Annotated in this window: 18 protein-coding genes and 3 pseudogenes; 15 read left to right on the top strand and 6 right to left on the bottom strand. The window is 61.0% G+C overall.

What is annotated here, in order from left to right:
• Nucleotides 1–171: 171 nt before the first annotated feature.
• A complete protein-coding gene (locus IHQ43_RS08405) occupies nucleotides 172–1,767 on the top strand; it encodes a glycoside hydrolase family 17 protein (RefSeq protein WP_192564027.1) in 1,596 nt (531 codons plus the stop codon).
• Nucleotides 1,768–1,888: 121 nt separating this feature from the next.
• On the opposite strand, the gene IHQ43_RS08400 is transcribed toward IHQ43_RS08405, so the two are convergent.
• Nucleotides 1,889–2,257, bottom strand: coding sequence for a hypothetical protein (locus IHQ43_RS08400; protein WP_192564026.1), 369 nt, complete (start codon nucleotides 2,255–2,257; stop codon nucleotides 1,889–1,891).
• 223 nt (nucleotides 2,258–2,480) lie between these two features.
• Here IHQ43_RS08400 and IHQ43_RS08395 point away from each other — a divergent pair, with 223 nt between their 5' ends.
• Together IHQ43_RS08395 and IHQ43_RS08390 are read left to right on the top strand one after the other, a co-directional pair.
• Nucleotides 2,481–3,779, top strand: a complete 1,299-nt coding sequence (locus IHQ43_RS08395) for a serine/threonine protein kinase (protein ID WP_115077035.1) — start codon at nucleotides 2,481–2,483, stop codon at nucleotides 3,777–3,779.
• Nucleotides 3,772–4,560, top strand: coding sequence for an MlaA family lipoprotein (locus IHQ43_RS08390; RefSeq protein WP_192564025.1), 789 nt, complete (start codon nucleotides 3,772–3,774; stop codon nucleotides 4,558–4,560). Before IHQ43_RS08395 ends, IHQ43_RS08390 begins: the two co-directional genes overlap by 8 nt.
• Nucleotides 4,561–4,688: 128 nt before the next feature.
• On the opposite strand, the gene IHQ43_RS08385 is transcribed toward IHQ43_RS08390, so the two are convergent.
• Nucleotides 4,689–5,603, bottom strand: coding sequence for a DUF808 domain-containing protein (locus tag IHQ43_RS08385; RefSeq protein WP_192564024.1), 915 nt, complete (start codon nucleotides 5,601–5,603; stop codon nucleotides 4,689–4,691).
• 134 nt (nucleotides 5,604–5,737) lie between these two features.
• Between IHQ43_RS08385 and IHQ43_RS08380 the strand changes: the two genes are divergently transcribed.
• Nucleotides 5,738–6,343 carry a TetR/AcrR family transcriptional regulator gene (locus tag IHQ43_RS08380; RefSeq protein WP_064378648.1) on the top strand — a complete coding sequence of 202 codons (606 nt, stop codon included), beginning with the start codon at nucleotides 5,738–5,740 and terminating at the stop codon, nucleotides 6,341–6,343.
• A 131-nt stretch (nucleotides 6,344–6,474) separates the two neighbouring features.
• Here the strand turns inward: IHQ43_RS08380 and IHQ43_RS08375 are convergent, their stop codons facing one another.
• Both IHQ43_RS08375 and IHQ43_RS08370 read right to left on the bottom strand, forming a co-directional pair.
• The gene (locus IHQ43_RS08375) at nucleotides 6,475–6,933 is read right to left on the bottom strand and encodes an REP-associated tyrosine transposase (RefSeq protein ID WP_192564963.1); all 459 of its coding nucleotides are present in this window, start codon (nucleotides 6,931–6,933) and stop codon (nucleotides 6,475–6,477) included.
• Nucleotides 6,934–7,143: 210 nt separating this feature from the next.
• Nucleotides 7,144–7,584 carry a GlcG/HbpS family heme-binding protein gene (locus tag IHQ43_RS08370; RefSeq protein ID WP_007959289.1) on the bottom strand — a complete coding sequence of 147 codons (441 nt, stop codon included), beginning with the start codon at nucleotides 7,582–7,584 and terminating at the stop codon, nucleotides 7,144–7,146.
• 280 nt (nucleotides 7,585–7,864) lie between these two features.
• Here IHQ43_RS08370 and gcl point away from each other — a divergent pair.
• The 8 genes and pseudogenes from gcl (at nucleotide 7,865) to IHQ43_RS08330 (ending at nucleotide 17,499) form a co-directional block, all read left to right on the top strand.
• A pseudogene (gene gcl / locus IHQ43_RS08365) lies at nucleotides 7,865–9,641 on the top strand (glyoxylate carboligase).
• Between the two features lie 144 nt (nucleotides 9,642–9,785).
• Nucleotides 9,786–10,568 (top strand): hydroxypyruvate isomerase, encoded by a 783-nt coding sequence (hyi, locus tag IHQ43_RS08360; protein WP_192564023.1) that lies wholly within the window; start codon nucleotides 9,786–9,788, stop codon nucleotides 10,566–10,568.
• Nucleotides 10,569–10,736: 168 nt separating this feature from the next.
• Nucleotides 10,737–11,630 carry a 2-hydroxy-3-oxopropionate reductase gene (locus tag IHQ43_RS08355; RefSeq protein WP_064594449.1) on the top strand — a complete coding sequence of 298 codons (894 nt, stop codon included), beginning with the start codon at nucleotides 10,737–10,739 and terminating at the stop codon, nucleotides 11,628–11,630.
• A gap of 160 nt (nucleotides 11,631–11,790) precedes the next feature.
• On the top strand, nucleotides 11,791–13,065 hold the full coding sequence (locus IHQ43_RS08350) for a glycerate kinase type-2 family protein (RefSeq protein WP_192564022.1): 1,275 nt from the start codon (nucleotides 11,791–11,793) through the stop codon (nucleotides 13,063–13,065).
• Complete coding sequence (gene pyk, locus IHQ43_RS08345; RefSeq protein WP_085710519.1) at nucleotides 13,062–14,477, top strand: pyruvate kinase; 1,416 nt, start codon at nucleotides 13,062–13,064, stop codon at nucleotides 14,475–14,477. Before IHQ43_RS08350 ends, pyk begins: the two co-directional genes overlap by 4 nt.
• Before the next feature lie 156 nt (nucleotides 14,478–14,633).
• On the top strand, nucleotides 14,634–15,548 hold the full coding sequence (locus IHQ43_RS08340; RefSeq protein WP_192564021.1) for an urea transporter: 915 nt from the start codon (nucleotides 14,634–14,636) through the stop codon (nucleotides 15,546–15,548).
• A 21-nt stretch (nucleotides 15,549–15,569) separates the two neighbouring features.
• Complete coding sequence (locus IHQ43_RS08335) at nucleotides 15,570–16,394, top strand: ion transporter (RefSeq protein WP_192564020.1); 825 nt, start codon at nucleotides 15,570–15,572, stop codon at nucleotides 16,392–16,394.
• A 106-nt stretch (nucleotides 16,395–16,500) separates the two neighbouring features.
• Complete coding sequence (locus tag IHQ43_RS08330) at nucleotides 16,501–17,499, top strand: sulfate ABC transporter substrate-binding protein (RefSeq protein ID WP_127797317.1); 999 nt, start codon at nucleotides 16,501–16,503, stop codon at nucleotides 17,497–17,499.
• Between the two features lie 55 nt (nucleotides 17,500–17,554).
• On the opposite strand, the gene IHQ43_RS08325 is transcribed toward IHQ43_RS08330, so the two are convergent.
• The gene (locus IHQ43_RS08325; RefSeq protein WP_192564019.1) at nucleotides 17,555–18,175 is read right to left on the bottom strand and encodes a DUF5666 domain-containing protein; all 621 of its coding nucleotides are present in this window, start codon (nucleotides 18,173–18,175) and stop codon (nucleotides 17,555–17,557) included.
• Between the two features lie 241 nt (nucleotides 18,176–18,416).
• On the opposite strand from IHQ43_RS08325, the gene IHQ43_RS08320 reads away from it, so the two are divergent.
• Nucleotides 18,417–19,604, top strand: a complete 1,188-nt coding sequence (locus IHQ43_RS08320; RefSeq protein ID WP_192564018.1) for an MFS transporter — start codon at nucleotides 18,417–18,419, stop codon at nucleotides 19,602–19,604.
• A gap of 46 nt (nucleotides 19,605–19,650) precedes the next feature.
• On the opposite strand, the pseudogene IHQ43_RS08315 reads toward IHQ43_RS08320, so the two are convergent.
• A pseudogene (locus IHQ43_RS08315) lies at nucleotides 19,651–19,878 on the bottom strand (type II toxin-antitoxin system HicB family antitoxin); the annotation flags it as partial.
• A gap of 95 nt (nucleotides 19,879–19,973) precedes the next feature.
• Here IHQ43_RS08315 and IHQ43_RS29475 point away from each other — a divergent pair.
• A pseudogene (locus IHQ43_RS29475) lies at nucleotides 19,974–20,066 on the top strand (LysR family transcriptional regulator); the annotation flags it as partial.
• Nucleotides 20,067–20,150: 84 nt separating this feature from the next.
• The gene (locus IHQ43_RS08310; protein ID WP_192564017.1) at nucleotides 20,151–20,618 is read left to right on the top strand and encodes a helix-turn-helix domain-containing protein; all 468 of its coding nucleotides are present in this window, start codon (nucleotides 20,151–20,153) and stop codon (nucleotides 20,616–20,618) included.
• Nucleotides 20,619–20,620: the final 2 nt, after the last annotated feature.

Here is a 20,620-nt window from a genome sequence, read left to right as displayed (position 1 = left end):
CTGACGAGTTCGATCATCAACCTGACGCTCGTTAAGACCTGCTCTGTCAGCGACCTCAAGGCAACGAGAAACGACATCAGAAAGCCATTAACTGCCTCCGGATATTTGGCGCCAGACAATCCGCCCGAACTTTGCATGTCAAAATCATGCGGCCCACCTACCCCTCTATAAATGCAGGTAACATGCGTCGCTTTGCAGCCACTCGGCCTGACCATGTCCGCGACTTCCCGCTTCCCCTTTCTTCCTTATCTGTTTGCCTGCCTGCTCGGGCTGTTTGCCCTGTGCGGCTTCTGGTACGGCCTCGGCAAACCGGTGATCCTGCCGGACGTCGCCACCCCGACCCACAAGCTGCAATGCGCCTCCTACACCCCGTTCGATAAAGACCAGTCGCCGTTCGACGTGCCGTTCAAACTGCGCCCGGAGCGCATGGACGCCGACCTCGCCCTGCTCGCCACCCGCTTCGAATGCATTCGCACCTACTCGATGACCGGCCTCGAAGCCCTGCCGGATCTGGCGCGCAAACATGGTTTGAAGTTGATGATCGGCGCGTGGGTCAACAGCAATCCGGTGGACACCGAGAAAGAAGTCGATCTGCTGATCGCTTCGGCCAATGCCAACCCGGATGTGGTCAGCGCCGTGATCGTCGGCAACGAAGCCCTGCTGCGCAAGGAAGTGACCGCCACCCAGCTGGTGAAGCTGATCAACAAGGTCAAGAGCCACATCAAGCAGCCAGTCACCTATGCGGATGTCTGGGAATTCTGGCTCAAGCACCCGGAAGTCGCGCCGGCGGTGGATTTCCTGACCATTCACTTGCTGCCGTACTGGGAAGACGATCCGTCGAACATTGACGCCGCGCTGCATCATGTGGCCGAGGTACGCCAGGTGTTCGGCAACAAGTTCGCCCCAAAAGACGTGATGATCGGCGAAACCGGCTGGCCGAGCGAAGGTCGCCAGCGTGAGACCGCGTTGCCGAGCCGGGTCAACGAGGCCAAGTTCATTCGTGGTTTCGTCACCCTCGCCGAACAGGAAGGCTGGCGTTACAACCTGATCGAAGCGTTCGACCAGCCGTGGAAGCGCGGCAGCGAAGGCGCGGTCGGCGGTTACTGGGGACTGTTCGATGCGGATCGTCAGGACAAAGGCGTGCTGGCCGGCCCGGTGTCGAACGTGCCGTACTGGTCGCAGTGGCTGGCTGTCGGCGGGCTGATTTTCCTCGGCACATTGCTGCTGGGCGGCCGGGTTCACACGACGCGTTCGGCGCTGATCCTGCCGCTGCTCGGCGCCCTCGCCGCCTGCTCGATTGGTGCCTGGGGTGATCTGGCGCGGGTGACCACGCGATTTGCCAGCGAATGGTTGTGGGTCGGGTTGCTGACGGCTCTGAATCTGTTGGTGCTGGCCCATGCCGCACTGACCTTGAGCGCCCGCAATGGCTGGCGTGGACGGGCGTTCAACGCTTTCGAGCGCCGGGCCGGCTGGCTGGTTGCAGCAGCCGGTTTCGCCGCCGCCGTGATGATGCTGGAACTGGTGTTCGATCCGCGCTACCGCAGCTTTTCGAGCGTGGCGTTCATCCTGCCGGCGCTGGTTTACCTGTGCCGCCCGGTGCCCGTGGCCCGGCGGGAGATCGCCCTGCTGACCTTCATCATCGGCGCCGGCATTGCGCCGCAGCTGTTCCGTGAAGGATTGCAGAATCAGCAGGCGTGGGGCTGGGCGCTGGTCAGTGTGATGATGGTGGCTGCGTTGTGGCGCTGCCTGCGGGTTCGCAAGGGCTGATTTCAGAGGCTGAACCGGCCTCTTCGCTGGCAAGCCAGCTCCCACAGAATTCCTGGCTGCCCAGGTTCTGTGTCTACATAGATCTATGTGTGGGAGCTGGTTTGCCAGCGATGGCTGACTGTCAGACGTCGCGGGATTCCCGGACCAGTCGCAACCCGGCAATCACCACCGCAAACACCGCCAGGGTCGTGTTGTACAGCGCCAGCGCCGGCAACCCGAACACCAGCGCCAGCACCGCCAGCCACCACCCCGCCCGTCCCGGCACGACAAAACCGATCACGGCGGCCGCGACCGCCGCCCAGCCCAGCATCTGGAAATGAATCATCAGGCCCAGGTTCGATCGCACCGAGCATTCCCAGCGGCTCGCCTCATCCACGCAGATGCCCACCCACTGCGCGTCCTCCATGAAGCCATAACGCGCGCCATAACTGGCGGCCAGCCACAACGGCAACAGAACGAGCAGCAGAATCACGGGCAAGCGGCGGGACATGGAGCACTCCAATCGACGAAATCGGCGGCCAGCTTAATCTGCCTCCGCGCATACGCAAGGGCTAACAACTCTTAACTGGTCATTCCTTCCTTGCAAAGTGTATCGTCCGGCTACTATTACTCCGAATTCCGTCAGTTTGGTGCCGTGACATGGCACTTTGGCGCAAACCCGGTGGTCATAGCCTGCGAACCTCATTCGGCACCTTCCTCTAAGGGATCTAGTCATGCTCCGTTCCTTGCGCTTCGCCGCCCTGTTTGGCGGCCTTATTCTGAGTGCGTCCGCGCTGGCGGTGGATATCGACGCCGCCAGCTATGGCTATCCCCTGACCAATCCGTTCGAGGCGACCATCGCCACCACGCCGCCGGACTTGCGCCCTGAACTGCCACTGGACGACGACATCGATCAGACCGATCGCAGCGTCACCCTGCGCCCCGAGCGCGAATTCATCCTGCCGGACAATTTCTGGCCGGTGAAAAAACTCACCTATCGCATCGCCACCCAGGACAAGGCCGCACCGCTGATCTTCCTGATCGCCGGCACCGGCGCGCGCTATGACAGCACACTCAACGAATACCTGAAGAAGCTTTATTACAAGGCCGGCTACCACGTGGTGCAGCTGTCATCGCCAACCAGCTTCGACTTCATGAGCGCCGCCTCGCGTTTCGCCACCCCCGGCGTGACCAAGGAAGACGCCGAAGACATGTACCGGGTGATGCAGGCCGTGCGGGCACAGAACCCGAAACTGCCGGTCACCGACTATTACCTCAGCGGCTACAGCCTCGGCGCGCTGGACGCAGCGTTCGTCGCCCATCTGGATGAAACCCGTCGCAGCTTCAACTTCAAGAAAGTCCTGCTGCTCAATCCACCGGTCAACCTCTACACCTCGATCACCAACCTCGACAAGCTGGTGCAGACCGAGGTCAAGGGCATCAACAACAGCACCACCTTCTATGAACTGGTGCTGAACAAACTGACCCGCTACTTCCAGCAAAAAGGCTACATCGACCTCAACGATGCGCTGCTCTACGACTTCCAGCAGTCCAAGCAGCACCTGAGCAACGAGCAGATGGCGATGCTGATCGGCACTTCGTTCCGCTTCTCGGCAGCGGATATCGCGTTCACTTCGGACCTGATCAACCGCCGCGGCCTGATCACTCCGCCAAAATTCCCGATCACCGAGGGCACCAGCCTCACGCCGTTCCTCAAGCGTGCGCTGCAATGCGACTTCGACTGCTACCTCACCGAACAGGTGATCCCGATGTGGCGCGCCCGCACCGACGGCGGCAGCCTGCTGCAACTGATCGATCAGGTGAGCCTGTACGCATTGAAGGATTACCTGCATGACAGTCCGAAAATCGCCGTCATGCACAACGCCGACGACGTGATCCTCGGCCCGGGCGACCTCGGTTTCCTGCGCCGGACCTTCGGCGATCGCCTGACCGTTTACCCGCTGGGCGGCCATTGCGGCAACCTTAACTACCGCGTCAACAGCGACGCCATGCTGGAGTTCTTCCGTGGCTAAATATCTCCTGCTGATTGCAGCACTCCTCAGTGCAGGTATGGCCCAGGCCGACAACAGCAAAGCCAATGCACCGGTGGTCATCGACAGCGACGGCTTCAAGGAGCCGCTGTCCAAACTCAAGTTCAATCCGGGGCTGGATCAGCGCGAGTTCGAGCGCTCGACCCTCAGTGCGCTGAACGTCTATGACCCGCTGGAAGAGTGGAACCGCCGCGTCTACCACTTCAACTACCGCTTCGACCAATGGGTGTTCCTGCCGGTGGTCGATGGCTATCGCTACATCACCCCGAGCTTCGTGCGCACCGGTGTGAGCAACTTCTTCAACAACATTGGCGACGTACCGAACCTGGTCAACAGCCTGTTGCAGTTCAAGGGCAAGCGCTCGATGGAAACCACCGCGCGCCTGCTGCTCAACACCACCATCGGCATCGCCGGGCTCTGGGACCCGGCCACCGCCATGGGCCTGCCGCGCCAGAACGAAGACTTCGGCCAGACCCTGGGCTTCTATGGCGTGCCGGGCGGCGCTTACTTCGTGCTGCCGATTCTCGGCCCGTCGAACCTGCGCGACACCGCCGGCCTGGCCGTGGACTTCTCCGCCGAGTCCGCGATCAACTTTCTCAATGTCTCGGAAGTCAGCTCCAACCATCCGGAAGTCTGGGCATTGCGCGCCGTCGACAAGCGCTACCAGACCAGCTTCCGCTATGGTCAGCTGAACTCACCGTTCGAGTACGAGAAGGTGCGCTACGTCTACACCGAGTCGCGCAAGTTGCAGATCGCCGAGTAATTTCGGTACACACAAAACACTGTGGGAGCGAGCTTGCTCGCGAAAGCGTAGTGTCAGTCGATCAAGGTCTTGACTGAACCTCCGCCTTCGCGAGCAAGCTCGCTCCCACAGTTGTTATGTGTTGCTGATTAGTTTTTCAGCGCTTTCCAGATTTTTCCGATCACGGACACCCCCGCCAGCACCACCGCACCCGCGATGATCCCCGCCACGCCGTTCAACAGCATCGGCACCACAAACCCGGCGCCACCAGCCGCTGCGCCGACGCTTTCGATCCAGTGATGCACCACCGGTACGCCGTGGGTCAGGATGCCGCCACCGACCAGGAACATCGCTGCGGTGCCGATCACCGACAGGCTTTTCATCATGTACGGCGCCGCACGCAGGATGCTGTTGCCGATACTTTTGGCCATCTGCCCAGGCTTCTGGGTCAGCCACAGGCCGAGATCATCGAGTTTGACGATACCGGCCACCAGACCGTAAACACCCACGGTCATGACGATGGCGATGCCAGACATCACGATCACTTGCTGGGTCAGCGAAGCATCGGCCACGGTGCCGAGGGTGATGGCGATGATTTCCGCAGAAAGAATGAAGTCGGTGCGGATCGCGCCCTTGATCTTGTCCTTCTCGTACGCCACCAGATCGGTTGCCGGATCAGCCACGGCCTCAACCAACTGTGCGTGCCCGGCCTCGTCTTCGGCCTTGCTGTGCAGGAACTTGTGCGCGAGTTTTTCGAAACCTTCGAAACACAGGTAGGCGCCACCGACCATCAACAGCGGCGTCACCAGCCACGGCACGAACGCACTGATTGCCAGCGCCGACGGCACCAGAATCAGTTTGTTGACGAAAGAACCCTTGGCCACCGCCCAAACGACGGGTATTTCCCGTTCCGCGCGTACGCCGGAGACCTGCTGGGCATTGAGCGCCAAGTCATCGCCGAGCACGCCGGCGGTCTTCTTGGCAGCCATTTTGGTCATCAACGCAACGTCGTCCAGAACGGTGGCGATGTCGTCGATCAGCACCAGCAAACTGCTTCCTGCCATGAATCTTGTTTCCTTATGTGAATAATGCCGCGCAGCATACCGCGACTGCAGGCCACACGGGGCATTGTTGAGCGCTGCGCGAGGCCGGTGCTACCATGCGCAACCGCCAGAACAGGCAAGGAACCACCGGGTTTATGAGCACAATCCGCGAGCGCAACAAAGAACTGATCCTGCGTGCAGCCAGTGAAGAGTTTGCCGACAAGGGCTTCGCTGCGACCAAAACCAGCGACATCGCCGCCAAGGCAGGACTGCCCAAGCCCAACGTCTATTACTACTTCAAGTCCAAGGAAAACCTCTATCGCGAGGTGCTGGAAAGTATCATCGTGCCGATCCTGCAGGCTTCGACCCCGTTCAACCCGGACGGCGTACCGAGCGAAGTGCTCAGCGGCTACATCCGCTCGAAGATCCGCATCTCCCGCGACCTGCCCTTCGCCTCCAAGGTGTTCGCCAGCGAAATCATGCACGGCGCCCCGCACCTGAGCGCCGACCTGGTCGAGCAGCTCAACGGCCAGGCCAAGCACAACATCGACTGCATCCAGACCTGGATCGACCGCGGCCAGATCGCCCCGATCGACCCCAACCACCTGATGTTCAGCATCTGGGCCGCGACCCAGACCTACGCCGACTTCGACTGGCAGATCTCGGCCATCACCGGTAAGGACAAGCTCGACGAAGCGGACTATGAAGCGGCGGCGCAAACCATCATCCGGTTGGTACTCAAGGGCTGCGAGCCGGACTGATAGACCGTGTTGACTGCTTCGCGAGCAAGCCCGCTCCCACAGGGAGCTGTGTCGATCAATAATCTTGTATTCAACACGAAAACCTGTGGGAGCTGGCTTGCCAGCGATGAAGGCAACTCGGTTCAAAGTTGTCAAAGCCAAACAGCGTCCCACAGTGGGTAGTCGCCGATCTTGCCCACAAGTCCAGCCCGCAAGGGGTTGGCCACGATATACCGCGCCATTTTCACCAAGTCATCTTCCCGCCTCAATGCCCGGTCATGGTAGCCCTGCTGCCATAGCGGCCCCTTTCTGCCACTGCGCAGATTAACCTCTCGCGTAATCAGGGATTTGGTCTCGCGCATCAGTTTGCGGAGTGAGCAATTTTCCAGCTCGACGAGCCAGTGAAAATGATCGGGCATGACAACCCACGCCAACGATTTAGCCATGCCCTTGTCCTGTGCGCGACGAAGTTGATGAACAACCAGTCGGCCCAAGGCGAAATCGGCAAAGATCGGTTCTCGATCAAGAGTGTTTGAAGTCAGTAAATAGATTTGATTCGGCTCGGCATAGCGGCCGGTTCGCAGACGATGTGACGCAGGAAGATCAGGCAATCCATTGCCCCTTGCTGATGATTTCATCAGAAGGCTAGACCTCCATTACCCGTTTGACCGGGCCAGTCTTTTATCTTGATGTGTCAGCAAGATTGCCATCGCTGGCAAGCCAGCTCCCACAGGGTTTTGTGCCGTTCGCAGAATTTGAATTCAACGCACAAGGTGTGGGAGCAAGCTGGCCAGCGATGACTTTGGATCAAACGCCAAATATCAAGCAGCCACCCCCGCATCCGCCCGCAGGTCCAGGGCCTCCACGGCTTTGATTGCCACCTGCTCATCGATATCCGACAGATCGCCGCTGATGCCGATCGCACCCAGCACGTTGCCCGCCTGATCACGAATCAGCACACCACCCGGTGCCGGCACGACGCTGCCCTGCCCCATGCTGTTGAGCGCGGCGATGAACGCCGGGCGTTGTTGCGCGTCCAGCGCCAGGAGGCGTGAGCCCTTGCCCAGGGCGATGGCGCCCCAGGCTTTGCCGATGGCGATGTTCGGGCGCAGCAGGCTGGCGCCGTCTTCGCGTTGCAGGGTGACCAGATGGCCGCCGGTATCCAGTACCGCGATGGTCAGCGGCGCAGCGGAGATGGCCCGCCCTGCGCTGATGGCTTCGTTGACCAGCTTGACTGCGACTTTCAAGGTTAAAGCGCTCATGGTGCCGTCCTCATTTTGTTATTGGGAAAGTCGTTGGGCTGCGCGCTTTTGTCGCTTGCAGTGCCGCAGCCCGATGCAACAAATAGAACACAATGAATTATTTTTTTGTATACAATAATTCTCGAAAAGCGCCTCATGCGACGAAAAGCCACAGCAGAACTGGCTTCCGACGAATGAAACAGGCGCTTGAGAAAATGGATTGACCTGCGCCGTCCGCCGTGAATACACTCTGCGCAAAGCCACTTGTATACAATTACAAAACGTAAAGAGGCACAAAACCATGAGCAAAATGAGAGCAATCGAAGCCGCCGTTCTGGTGATGCGCCGTGAAGGGGTTGATACCGCTTTTGGCATTCCGGGCGCTGCAATCAACCCGCTGTACTCCGCCCTGCAGAAAGTCGGTGGCATCGATCACGTCCTCGCTCGCCACGTTGAAGGCGCCTCGCACATGGCCGAGGGCTACACCCGCACCAAGGCCGGCAACATCGGCGTGTGCATCGGTACTTCCGGCCCGGCCGGTACCGACATGGTCACCGGTCTGTACAGCGCCTCCGCGGACTCGATCCCGATCCTCTGCATCACCGGGCAAGCACCCCGCGCCCGTATGCACAAGGAAGACTTCCAGGCCGTCGACATCACCAGCATCGTCAAGCCGGTGACCAAGTGGGCGACCACCGTTCTGGAGCCGGGCCAGGTGCCTTACGCCTTCCAGAAAGCCTTCTACGAAATGCGCTCCGGCCGTCCGGGCCCGGTGCTGATCGACCTGCCGTTCGACGTGCAGATGGCTGAAATCGAATTCGACATCGACGCCTACCAGCCACTGCCGCTGGCCAAGCCGAGCGCCACCCGCGTGCAGGTCGAAAAAGCCCTGGCGATGCTGGACCAGGCCGAGCGTCCATTGCTGGTGGCCGGTGGTGGCATCATCAACGCCGACGCCAGCGAACTGCTGGTCGAGTTCGCCGAGCTGACCGGCATTCCGGTCATCCCGACCCTGATGGGCTGGGGCACCATCCCGGACGATCACCCGCTGATGGTCGGCATGGTCGGTCTGCAGACTTCGCACCGCTACGGCAACGCCACGATGCTGAAATCCGACGTGGTACTGGGCGTCGGCAACCGCTGGGCCAACCGTCACACCGGCTCGGTCGACGTTTACACCGAAGGCCGCAAGTTCATTCACGTCGACATCGAACCGACCCAGATCGGCCGCGTGTTCACCCCGGACCTGGGCATCGTTTCCGACGCCGCTGCCGCGCTGACCGTGTTCATCGAAGTCGCCCGTGAATGGCAAGCCGCCGGCAAGCTGAAAAAACCGCAGTGCCTGGCTGCAAGACTGCCAGCAGCGCAAAGCCAGCCTGCATCGCAAGACCCACTTCGACAACGTGCCGGTCAAGCCGCAGCGCGTTTACGAAGAAATGAACCAGGTGTTCGGCAAGGACACCTGCTACGTCAGCACCATTGGTCTGTCGCAGATTGCCGGCGCGCAGTTCCTGCACGTCTACAAGCCGCGTCACTGGATCAACTGCGGCCAGGCCGGCCCGTTGGGCTGGACCATTCCGGCAGCGCTGGGCGTGGTGAAAGCCGATCCGAACCGGAAAGTCGTGGCCCTGTCGGGGGACTATGACTTCCAGTTCATGATCGAAGAACTGGCGGTCGGCGCTCAGTTCAAACTGCCGTACATCCACGTCGTGGTGAACAACTCGTACCTGGGGTTGATCCGTCAGGCCCAGCGCGGGTTCGATATGGACTACTGCGTGCAGCTGTCCTTCGATAACCTGAACGCGCCGGAACTCAACGGTTATGGTGTCGACCACGTCGCAGTCGCCGAAGGCCTGGGCTGCAAGGCACTGCGTGTGTTCGAACCGGCTGACATCGCCCCTGCCCTGCGCAAGGCCGAAGAGCTGATCGAGGAGTTCAAGGTGCCGGTGATCGTCGAGATCATTCTGGAGCGTGTGACCAACATCTCCATGGGGACCGAGATCAACGCCGTCAACGAATTCGAAGACCTGGCGCTGGTCGGCAACGATGCGCCTACTGCGATTTCGTTGCTCGATTAACTGCTGAACGCTCCCACTGTGGGAGCGGGCTTGCCCGCGAAGGCGGCTTCACATTCAACAGAGTTGTTGACTGACAAACCGCTTTCGCGAGCAAGCTCGCTCCCACAGGGATCGAACGACCTGCTATTTACACGGGAGACCACCATGCCGCGTTTCGCAGCCAACCTGTCCATGCTGTTCACCGAACAGGATTTCCTTGCCCGTTTCGACGCCGCCGCCAAGGCTGGCTTCAGCGGTGTCGAGTACCTGTTCCCCTACGATTTCAGCTCCGCCGAAATCAAGGCCAAACTCGACGCCAACGGTCTGACCCAAGTGCTGTTCAACCTGCCGGCCGGCGACTGGGCCAAGGGCGAGCGCGGTATCGCGTGCCTGCCGGACCGGGTCGAAGAGTTCCGCGCCGGGGTCGATCTGGCCATCGCTTACGCACAGGTTCTGGGCAACACCCAGGTCAACTGCCTGGCCGGTATCCGTCCGCAGGGCGTGGACGATGCCACCGTTGAAAAGACCTTCGTCGCCAACCTCAAGTACGCCGCCGACAAGCTGCAAGCCGTCGGCATCAAACTGGTGATGGAAGCGATCAACACCCGCGACATCCCGGGCTTCTACCTGAACAACACGGCGCAGGCCCTGTCGATTCGCGAGCAGGTCGGCAGCGCCAACCTGTTCCTGCAATACGACATCTATCACATGCAAATCATGGAAGGCGATCTGGCCCGCACCCTGCAATCGCATCTGGCCGAGATCAACCATGTGCAGTTGGCCGACAACCCGGGCCGCAACGAGCCGGGCACCGGCGAGATCAACTACCGCTTCCTGTTCGAACACCTCGATCGCATCGGTTATCAGGGCTGGGTCGGCTGCGAGTACAAACCGCTGACCAACACTGAAGCGGGCCTGGGCTGGCTGAAAACCCATAACGCAATCTGAACGAAAAATACAAACCCCTGTGGGAGCGGGCTTGCCCGCGATGGCGACGGCACACACAAGAAAAATGTTGCCCGACCCACCGCCATCGCTGGCAAACCAGCTCCCACATTGAATCTGCTGCGTCGCTAAGACTGCATTGCAGCATCAGAATAAAAAGAGGATTTTCTCATGGCTAAAATCGGATTCATCGGCACCGGCATCATGGGCCACCCAATGGCGGCGAACCTGCAGAAAGCCGGTCACAGCCTGTTCCTGTCGGCGCACCACGACGCCGCCCCTGCCGACCTGGTCGCCGCTGGCGCCGTTGCCTTGGCCAACCCACGCGAAGTGGCCCAGGAAGCCGAATTCATCATCGTCATGGTGCCGGATACCCCGCAGGTCGATGACGTGCTGTTCCGCGCCGACGGCGTCGCTGCCGGCATCGGCAAAGGCAAGGTCGTGATCGACATGAGCTCGATTTCGCCGACCGCCACCAAGGCTTTCGCTGCGAAGATCAACGAGAAAGGCGCGCAATACCTCGACGCTCCGGTGTCCGGTGGTGAAGTCGGTGCCAAGGCTGCGACCTTGAGCATCATGGTCGGTGGCGACGCCGATGCCTTCGAACGCGCACTGCCGCTGTTCCAGGCCATGGGCAAGAACATCACCCTGGTCGGCGGCAATGGCGACGGTCAGACCGCCAAGGTCGCGAACCAGATCATCGTCGCCCTGAACATTCAGGCCGTGGCCGAAGCCCTGCTGTTCGCTTCGAAAAACGGTGCCGATCCAGCCAAGGTGCGTGAAGCGCTGATGGGCGGTTTCGCTTCCTCGAAGATCCTCGAAGTACACGGCGAGCGCATGATCAAAGGCACCTTCGATCCGGGCTTCCGCATCAGCCTGCACCAGAAGGACCTGAACCTGGCCCTGCAAGGCGCCAAGGAGCTGAACATCAACCTGCCGAACACCGCCAACGCCCAGCAAGTGTTCAGCACCTGCGCGGCCATCGGTGGCAGCAACTGGGACCACTCGGCGCTGATCAAGGGCCTGGAACACATGGCCAACTTCTCGATTCGCGACAAGAAGTAAGCCCCTGCTGCACCGCTTGAAACCTGTGGGAGCGAGCTTGCTCGCGAAGAGGGTCTGTCAGTCGACATGGACATTGACTGACCCACCGCTTTCGCGAGCAAGCTCGCTCCCACAGGACCTGTATCGCCCTTTCGAATAACAAGAATTCCGGGAGCCCGCCATGTCGGTCGATCCGCAACAACTGCTGCGCGAGCTGTTTGCCACAGCCATCGACGCGGCCCATCCGAACCAGGTCCTCGAAGCGCATCTGCCGGCCGATCGCACAGGTCGCGTGATCGTCATCGGCGCCGGCAAAGCCGCCGCCGCCATGGCGCAAGTGGTCGAACGCTGCTGGGAAGGTGAAGTCTCGGGCCTTGTGGTGACCCGCTACGGTCACGGCGCCCCGTGCGAAAAAATCGAAGTGGTCGAAGCCGCGCACCCGGTGCCGGACGCTGCCGGTCTGGCCGTGGCCAAGCGCGTGCTGGAACTGGTCAGCAACCTGACCGAAGACGACCGCGTGATTTTCCTGTTGTCCGGTGGTGGCTCTGCCCTGCTGGCGCTGCCGGCCGAAGGCATCACCCTGGCCGACAAACAATCGATAAACAAAGCACTGCTCAAATCCGGCGCGACCATCGGCGAGATGAACTGCGTGCGCAAGCACCTCTCGGCGATCAAGGGCGGACGCCTGGGCAAGGCTTGCTGGCCGGCAACTGTTTATACCTACGCGATTTCCGATGTACCGGGCGACCTCGCCACGGTCATCGCCTCCGGCCCGACCGTGGCCGACCCGAGCACCAGTGCAGAAGCGCTGGCGATCATCAAGCGCTACGGCATCGAGATCCCGGCCTCCGTGCGCACCTGGCTGCAAAGCCCGGAATCGGAAACCGTCAAACCCGGCGATCCGAGCCTGGCCCGCAGTCACTTCCAGCTGATCGCCCGCCCTCAGCAATCGCTGGATGCCGCAGCAGTGAAATGCCGTCAGGCCGGTTTCAGCACGCTGATCCTCGGCGACCTGGAAGGCGAATCCCGTGAAGTGGCGAAAGTCCACGCCGGCATCGCCCGCCAGATCATTCATCACGGCCAGCCACTGGCAGCGCCATGCGTGATCCTCTCCGGCGGCGAAACCACCGTGACCGTGCGCGGCAATGGCCGTGGCGGACGCAACGCCGAATTCCTCCTCAGCCTCACCGACAGCCTCAAGGGCCAGCCCGGCGTCTATGCGCTGGCCGGTGACACCGATGGCATCGACGGTTCGGAAGACAACGCCGGCGCGATCATGACCCCGGACAGCTACGCCCGCGCCGCCACCCTGGGCCTGAGCGCCAGCGACGAGCTGGATAACAACAACGGTTACGGCTACTTCGAGGCGCTCGATGCGCTGATCGTCACCGAGCCGACCCGCACCAACGTCAACGACTTCCGCGCCATCCTGATCCTCGAGAGCTCTAAATCATGACGCCTGATAAAAAGGTCAAAATCCTCGCCACCCTCGGGCCTGCCGTGGACGGCATCGAAGACATCCGCGAGCTGGTCGAGGCCGGGGTCAACATCTTCCGCCTCAACTTCAGCCACGGCGATCACGCCGACCACGCCAAGCGCTATCAGTGGATCCGCGAAGTCGAGCGCCAGCTCAACTACCCGCTCGGCATCCTGATGGACCTGCAAGGGCCGAAACTGCGGGTCGGCAAGTTCGCTGACGGCAAGGTTCAGTTGCATCGCGGTCAGGCCTTCCGCCTCGATCTGGACGCAACACCGGGCGACGAACGCCGGGTGAACCTGCCGCATCCGGAGATCATCGCGGCGCTGGAAGCCGGGATGGATCTGCTGCTCGACGACGGCAAACTGCGTCTGCGCGTCGTGACCAAATACAGCGATGCGATCGACACCACCGTGCTCAATGGCGGCGAGCTGTCGGATCGCAAAGGCGTGAACGTGCCGCAAGCGGTGCTCGATCTGAGCCCGCTGACCACCAAGGATCGCCGTGACCTTAGCTTCGGTCTCGAACTGGGTGTGGACTGGGTCGCGCTGTCGTTCGTGCAGCGTCCGCAAGACATCATCGAAGCCCGCGAACTGATCGGCGACAAGGCATTCCTGATGGCGAAAATCGAGAAGCCGTCGGCCGTCGAGCAACTGCGCGAGATCGCCGAGCTGAGCGACGCGATCATGGTTGCCCGCGGCGACCTGGGCGTGGAAGTGCCGGCCGAAAGCGTGCCGCAGATCCAGAAAAACATCATCACCACCTGCCGCCAGCTCGGCAAACCGGTGGTGGTGGCGACGCAGATGCTCGAGTCGATGCGCTTCTCTCCGGCCCCGACCCGCGCCGAAGTCACCGACGTGGCCAACGCCGTGGCCGAAGGCGCCGATGCGGTGATGCTGTCGGCAGAAACCGCGTCCGGCGAGTACCCGCTGGAAGCCGTGCAGATGATGAGCAAGATCATCCGCCAGGTCGAGAACGGTCCGGACTACCAGACCCAACTCGACGTCAGCCGGCCGAAAGCCGAAGCGACCGTGTCCGATGCGATCAGCTGCGCGATTCGCCGGATCAGTAACGTGCTGCCGGTGGCGGTGCTGGTCAACTACAGCGAGTCCGGCGCATCGAGTCTGCGTGCCGCGCGGGAGCGGCCGAAAGCACCGATTCTCAACCTGACGCCGAACCTGCAGACCGCCCGCCGGCTGAGCGTGGCGTGGGGCATTCACTCGGTGGTCAATGATCGTCTGCGTCAGGTCGACGAGGTGTGCTCGACGGCGCTGGAAATCGCTCAGGCTCAAGGAATGGCCGAGCGTGGCGATACGTTGCTGATCACCGCGGGTGTGCCGTTCGGGCAGCCGGGGTCGACTAATTCGCTGCGGATCGAAACATTGATTTAACCACTGACCAAGATCGTTCCCACGCTCCGTGTGGGAATGCGGCCCGGGACGCTCAGCGTCCCAAGAGCAGACGCAAAGCGTCCTTTGAGGCATTCCCACGCAGACGGTTCGACGCCTCGACGTGGGAACGATCAGTACTGACTTTTTAGAACTGCCATGCCTGCCAATCATTTCAACACCCACTGCCCCGACTGGGCCGAAGCGTTGCTCAACGGCTTCAGTCAAATCTTCCTCCAGCGCCATCCGCTGTGTGGCCTGCTGTGCCTTTTGGCCATTTTATTCACCGCGCCGGTTCTGTTTGCCGGCGCGCTGCTCGGCGCGGTCGCCGGATTGCTCACCGCGCAACGGCGCAACTACGCCAAGGCGGATCGTCAGGCCGGACTGTTCAGCTACAACGGCGTACTGGTCGGCCTGTTGCTGAGCCTGTATTTCCCTTGGTCGCCGATGCTGCCACCGCTGATTCTGGCGGCCGGTGGTCTGAGCGCGATGATCACGCAGCAGTGGCTCAAACGTGCACGCCTCACCGAGTACCTGCCCGCCTACACTGCGCCGTTCGTGCTGCTGAGCTGGGTGTTCCTGTGTTTCGCCGAGCCCTTGTCCGCCGCACCGGCGCTTGAACCGAACACCGTGAACCTGCTCGGCGCCACCTTGAAAGGCTTCGGTCAGGTGATGTTCCTCGACCATCCGTTGGCCGGTGGTTTGATCGCTGCCGGTCTGCTGATTGCCGATCGCCGAGCCTTTGCCTGGGCGCTGCTGGCTTCGGCGATAGGTCTGGGTTCCAGCCTGTTGCATCACGACAGCCAGGTCGCGCTGTTGGGTCTGGGCGGCTACAACGCCGTCCTCGCCGCCCTCGCCTTCAGCGCTCAGCGCCAGCAACCGTGGCTGCCGTTGTTCGGCATCGGCCTGGCGCTGCTGCTGACGCCGCTGTTCAGTGCCTTGGGTCTGGCGACCCTCACGGCGCCGTTCATTCTTGCCTGCTGGCTGCTGCGCACCGGCATTCGCCTGATGCACCAACCGGAGATCAATGTCACGCCTTGCGCTAACGGGGAGAATCAACCTAGGCTGCGCTGATTGATGGCCAAGGCGATTTGCATGAACAGCAACAACACGTGGCGTGATCGCCTGTACGTGATCATTTTCCAGACCGATACGGTGGCCGGCCGCCGTTTCGACAAGACCCTGCTGCTGATCATCTTCGCCAGTCTGGTGATCGTGATCCTCGACAGCATCGATGAGGTCCACCAGAACTACGCCAATGTGCTGGCGTACATCGAATGGGGCTTCACGGTGATCTTCCTCGGCGAGTATCTGCTACGCCTCTACTGCTCGCCCAAGCCGTTGCGCTACGCCTTCAGTTTCTATGGGCTGGTGGACTTGCTGGCGATCGTGCCCGGCATCCTCGCGCTGTACTACAGCGATGCCCAGTACCTGCTGATCATCCGGGTGATCCGGATGCTGCGGATCTTCCGTGTGCTCAAGCTCGGGCCCTACCTGAAACAGGCACATTACCTGCTCGATGCCCTGCGCGGCAGCAAGCAGAAGATCCTCGTGTTCCTGCTCAGCGTCTGCACCCTGGTCACCGTGTTCGGCACTTTGATGTACGTGGTCGAAGGCCCGGAGCACGGCTTCACCAGCATTCCCAAAGGCATCTATTGGGCTATCGTGACGCTGACCACCGTGGGTTACGGCGACATCGTGCCGAGGACCGTTCTGGGTCAGGTGATTTCGTCACTGGTGATGATCACCGGTTACTCGATCATTGCCGTGCCGACGGGGATTTTCACCGCTGAACTGGCCACCGCCATGCGCGGCGGACAACAGCAGCACGACTGCCCCGTTTGCAAGAAAAACAGCCATGAACAGGAAGCGTCGTTCTGCTCTCGTTGCGGCAACGCGCTGTTCAAGAAAATGGAATAAGCAAAGTACTTTTTAATCTTTAAGCGTCTATGCGCGCCCCGCTATAGTCGCTGGCAAATGGCCTCATCTTTGTAAAAAAACACCCCTACAGAACAAGGAATGCGCAGTGAAAAAACTCTTTGGCGCCTCACTTCTCGCCGCGGGTCTTGCCTTCGGCAGCGTGGCTCAGGCCGCACCGACCCTGCTCAACGTTTCCTACGACGTGATGCGCGATTTCTACAAGGACTACAACGCTGCGTTCCAGAAACACTGGCAAGCCGAGCACAAGGAAGACATCACCGTGCAGATGTCTTTCGGCGGTTCGAGCAAGCAAGCCCGTTCGGTGATCGATGGCCTGCCGGCTGACGTCATCACCATGAACATGGCCACCGACATCAACGCCCTGGCCGACAACGGCCAACTGGTGCCGAAGGACTGGGTCACCCGCCTGCCGAACAACAGCGCGCCGTTCACCTCGGCCACCGTGTTCATCGTGCGCAAGGGCAACCCGAAAGCCCTGAAAGACTGGCCGGACCTGCTCAAGGACGGCGTGCAGGTGATCGTGCCAAACCCGAAAACCTCGGGCAACGGCCGCTACACCTACCTGTCGGCCTGGGGCTACGTGCTGAAAAACGGCGGTGACGAGAACAAGGCCAAAGACTTCGTCGGCAAGCTGTTCAAACAGGCGCCAGTGCTGGATACCGGTGGCCGCGCCGCGACCACCACATTCATGACCAACCAGATCGGCGACGTGCTGGTGACCTTCGAAAACGAAGCCGAAATGATCGCCCGCGAGTTCGGCCGCGACCAGTTCGAAGTCATCTACCCAAGCGTCTCCGCCGAAGCCGAGCCACCGGTGTCGGTGGTCGACAAAGTGGTCGAGAAGAAAGGCTCCCGCGCTGCTGCCGAGGAATACCTGAAGTTCCTGTGGTCGCCGGAAGGTCAGGAAATCGCCGCCGCCAACTACCTGCGTCCACGTGACCCGGCGGTACTGGCCAAGTACACCGACCGTTTCCCGAAAGTCGACTTCCTGTCGGTCGAAAAGACCTTCGGCGACTGGCGCACCGTGCAGAAGACCCACTTCAACGATGGCGGGATCTTCGACCAGATCTACTCGGGCCAGTAAGGCTTGAACTGACATGAAAAAGGCGACCTGAAGAGGTCGCCTTTTTTGTGGCCGGCTACATGGGCGGCTTCACGCCATCCTTGCCGGCCGAGATCGATTGCGCGGTCAACGTGCCATCCGCGCTCTGGGTCACGAAGGTGACAATCTTCACCCCGACCTTGAGCAGGCTGCGATCCCCCGGCGTCAGGTTGACGATCGGCACGTCCTCGGGCACCAGGATCTTCTGCTGGCCGCCCTTGTAGTTGACGGTCAGCACCCGGCCGTTGCTGACCACCAGATCGCCGACGCTGCCATTGGTCATGCTGCTGCCCTTGGCCAGGTCGAACGGCCGATGGCCATCGCCGCTGCCGGCCAGCTCCGGCGGAAACACGTGAACCTCCAGCGCCTTGAGCGTGCCATCCTCCTGGGGAATGGCCGCCGAGCCGATGTAGCTGCCGGGCTTGATGTCTTCGATATTGGCCAGGGTAACCGCGCGGACCTTGGTGTCCGGGGTCAACTGGACCACCACGTTTTCACCCGTGCTGACGTGAACTTTGAGCGAGTCGGGGCTGACCCCGGTGATCTCGCCGCGCACGCCCATGCGCATGCCGGGCGCTTCGGCGGCCTGCGCGGCAGTGGCGCCGAGCAGACTGATCAGGGCAATCGTTGTGGTGTGGCGAAGCAACTGACGAAACATCGCAATCCTCCGTTGATGAACGCTGAAAACCGGTCACAACATAAGCACGCTATCGAACAAGATGTAAGTGAATGTATCATCGCCACTCAACGGTCGGACGCAAGGTTCGCCGATGAACAATGGATTGTTCGGCGCCACCTATTCCGCAACGGAATAACTGATATCGATCAGAAGCCTCTACTGCCGGCTCGGCCCGTCCCTTAGCCTCACCGCATTCCTTTTCGCTGGATCGAGAAACCCTATGACCGCCACAACTCACGCAATGACCCGAGGCATGGTGCTGCTGTTCGCTTTCTGCTGCGGCGCCATCGTTGCCAACATCTACTACGCCCAGCCGATCATCGGTCTGATCGCCCCGGACATCGGCCTGACCGACACCATGGCCAGTTTCATCGTGTCGCTGACCCAGATCGGCTATGCGCTGGGCCTGTTCTTCCTGGTGCCGCTGGCGGACCTGCTGGAAAACCGTCGCCTGATGATCATCACCACCGTGGTGGCGATTGCCAGCCTGCTCGGCGCGGCGTTTACCGATCAACCGAATGTGTTCCTGCTGATTTCGTTGCTGGTGGGGTTCAGCTCGGTGTCGGTGCAGGTGCTGATTCCATTGGCGGCGCATCTGGCGCCGGAAGAGTCCCGGGGCCGGGTGGTCGGCGGGATCATGGGCGGTCTGCTGCTGGGGATTTTGCTGGCGCGCCCAGTGTCGAGCGTGGTCGCCGACCATCTCGGCTGGCGGGCGATGTTCATGATCGCAGCTGCCTTGATGGCGGCGATCAGCGTGGTGCTGGCGCTGACCGTACCCAAACGTCAGCCGGATCACAGCGCCTCCTACGGCCAGTTGCTGGGTTCATTGTGGACACTGCTGCGCAAACAACCGGTGCTGCGTCAGCGCGCGTTTTACCAGGCCTGCATGTTCGCCACCTTCAGCCTGTTCTGGACCGCTGTGCCGCTGGAACTGGCGCGCAACCATGGCCTGTCCCAGAGTGAGATCGCGATCTTCGCCCTGGTCGGTGCCATCGGTGCCATCGCCGCCCCGATCAGCGGACGCCTGGCCGACGCCGTCCACACCCGCGTCGCCTCGCTGCTGGCCATGCTGTTCGCCAGCCTGAGCTTCCTGCCCGCCTTCATCCACCCGGCCTACAGCGTGATCGGCCTGGCCGTGACCGGCGTGGTGCTCGACTTCTGCGTACAGATGAACATGGTGCTCGGCCAGCGCGCGGTCTACTCCCTCGACGCCAAAAGCCGCGGCCGCCTCAACGCGCTGTACATGACCAGCATCTTCGTCGGCGGCGCCTTCGGCTCGTCGGTGGCCAGTGCGGTGTACGAGCATGGCGGCTGGTTGTGGATCGTGATTGTTGGCAGTGCATTCCCGCTGCTGGCGCTGGTGCGGTTTTTGAGTGCTTCGCAGAAGCCTGTTCTGGCAACGGCCTAGAATCTGAAGAGCACTGCCGGATCGCTGATCCGACAGTGCTCGAGGCTCAATGCCGGACCAGTTTTTCCATGGCGGCATCCGCCAGGAACGAGGAGCGGCTTTTGACGTTGTGCTCCCGCACGTAGCGGTCGATCCGCTGGATGACATAGCCGGGCAACGTCACATTGACCTTTTCGGTCTTGCCCATGTACGGCGAGATGTCCAGCTCGAGCATGCCCCAACCCATGTCGGTAAACTCCGGGTTGTTGCGATGGGTCGCCGCCGAGGTCGGCAATAGCCTCGACCATTAAAGTAACTCTAGAGATACCTTTAGTAGCCTGCGCAAGCCTGTGACACAACGTTGGTTGTTTTGCAGGATGTTTTGACTACCTGTCGGCGGTGTTTCCGACGGGTAGGCTGGCCAGTGTCAAGGCGCGGGCGTTTGTTGAATATGTGCAGGGGTTGTTGACGAAAAAACCATAAAACCCAAACTCGTTTCGTTTATTGCGATTTTCGCTTATTTCGAATAACGTTCCGGCATTCCTCATTTCCAACGCCGGACTCGCCATGTCGACCGTTATTCATCCCTCCATCAGCCTCCCCGTAGAACGCGAAGTAAAAGCCGCCATTGAAGGGCAGCGTGCCCTGGCGGCTTACCTCGCGACCCATTTCGAGACTCAGCACATCCAGATTTTCGACGAACAGAACGAGGCTCATCGCGTCGAACTGCCCACCTCGGCCCTGCGCTTGCTGATCGACATTCTGGCTGAGCAGGCAGCCGGCAACGCGGTTCAGGTCGTCCCGGTGCATGCCGAATTGACGACCCAGGAAGCCGCGGACCTGCTCAACGTCTCACGTCCACACCTCATAAAACTGCTGGAAAGCGGCGAGTTGTCCTACCACAAAACAGGCAAGCACCGACGTGTGCGTTTTGCCGATCTGATGGACTATAAGACCCGGCGCACCACCGCCAGCGAGCAGGCAATGGCGCTTCTCGCAGAGCAAGCTCAGGCGTTAAGGACAGGATACGAGTGAGG

This window comes from Pseudomonas gozinkensis, from assembly GCF_014863585.1.
In the GTDB taxonomy this organism is placed as follows: domain Bacteria; phylum Pseudomonadota; class Gammaproteobacteria; order Pseudomonadales; family Pseudomonadaceae; genus Aquipseudomonas; species Aquipseudomonas gozinkensis.
The sequence above is the reverse complement of the archived record's forward strand: the minus strand, read 5'-3'. Positions and strand labels throughout refer to the sequence as shown.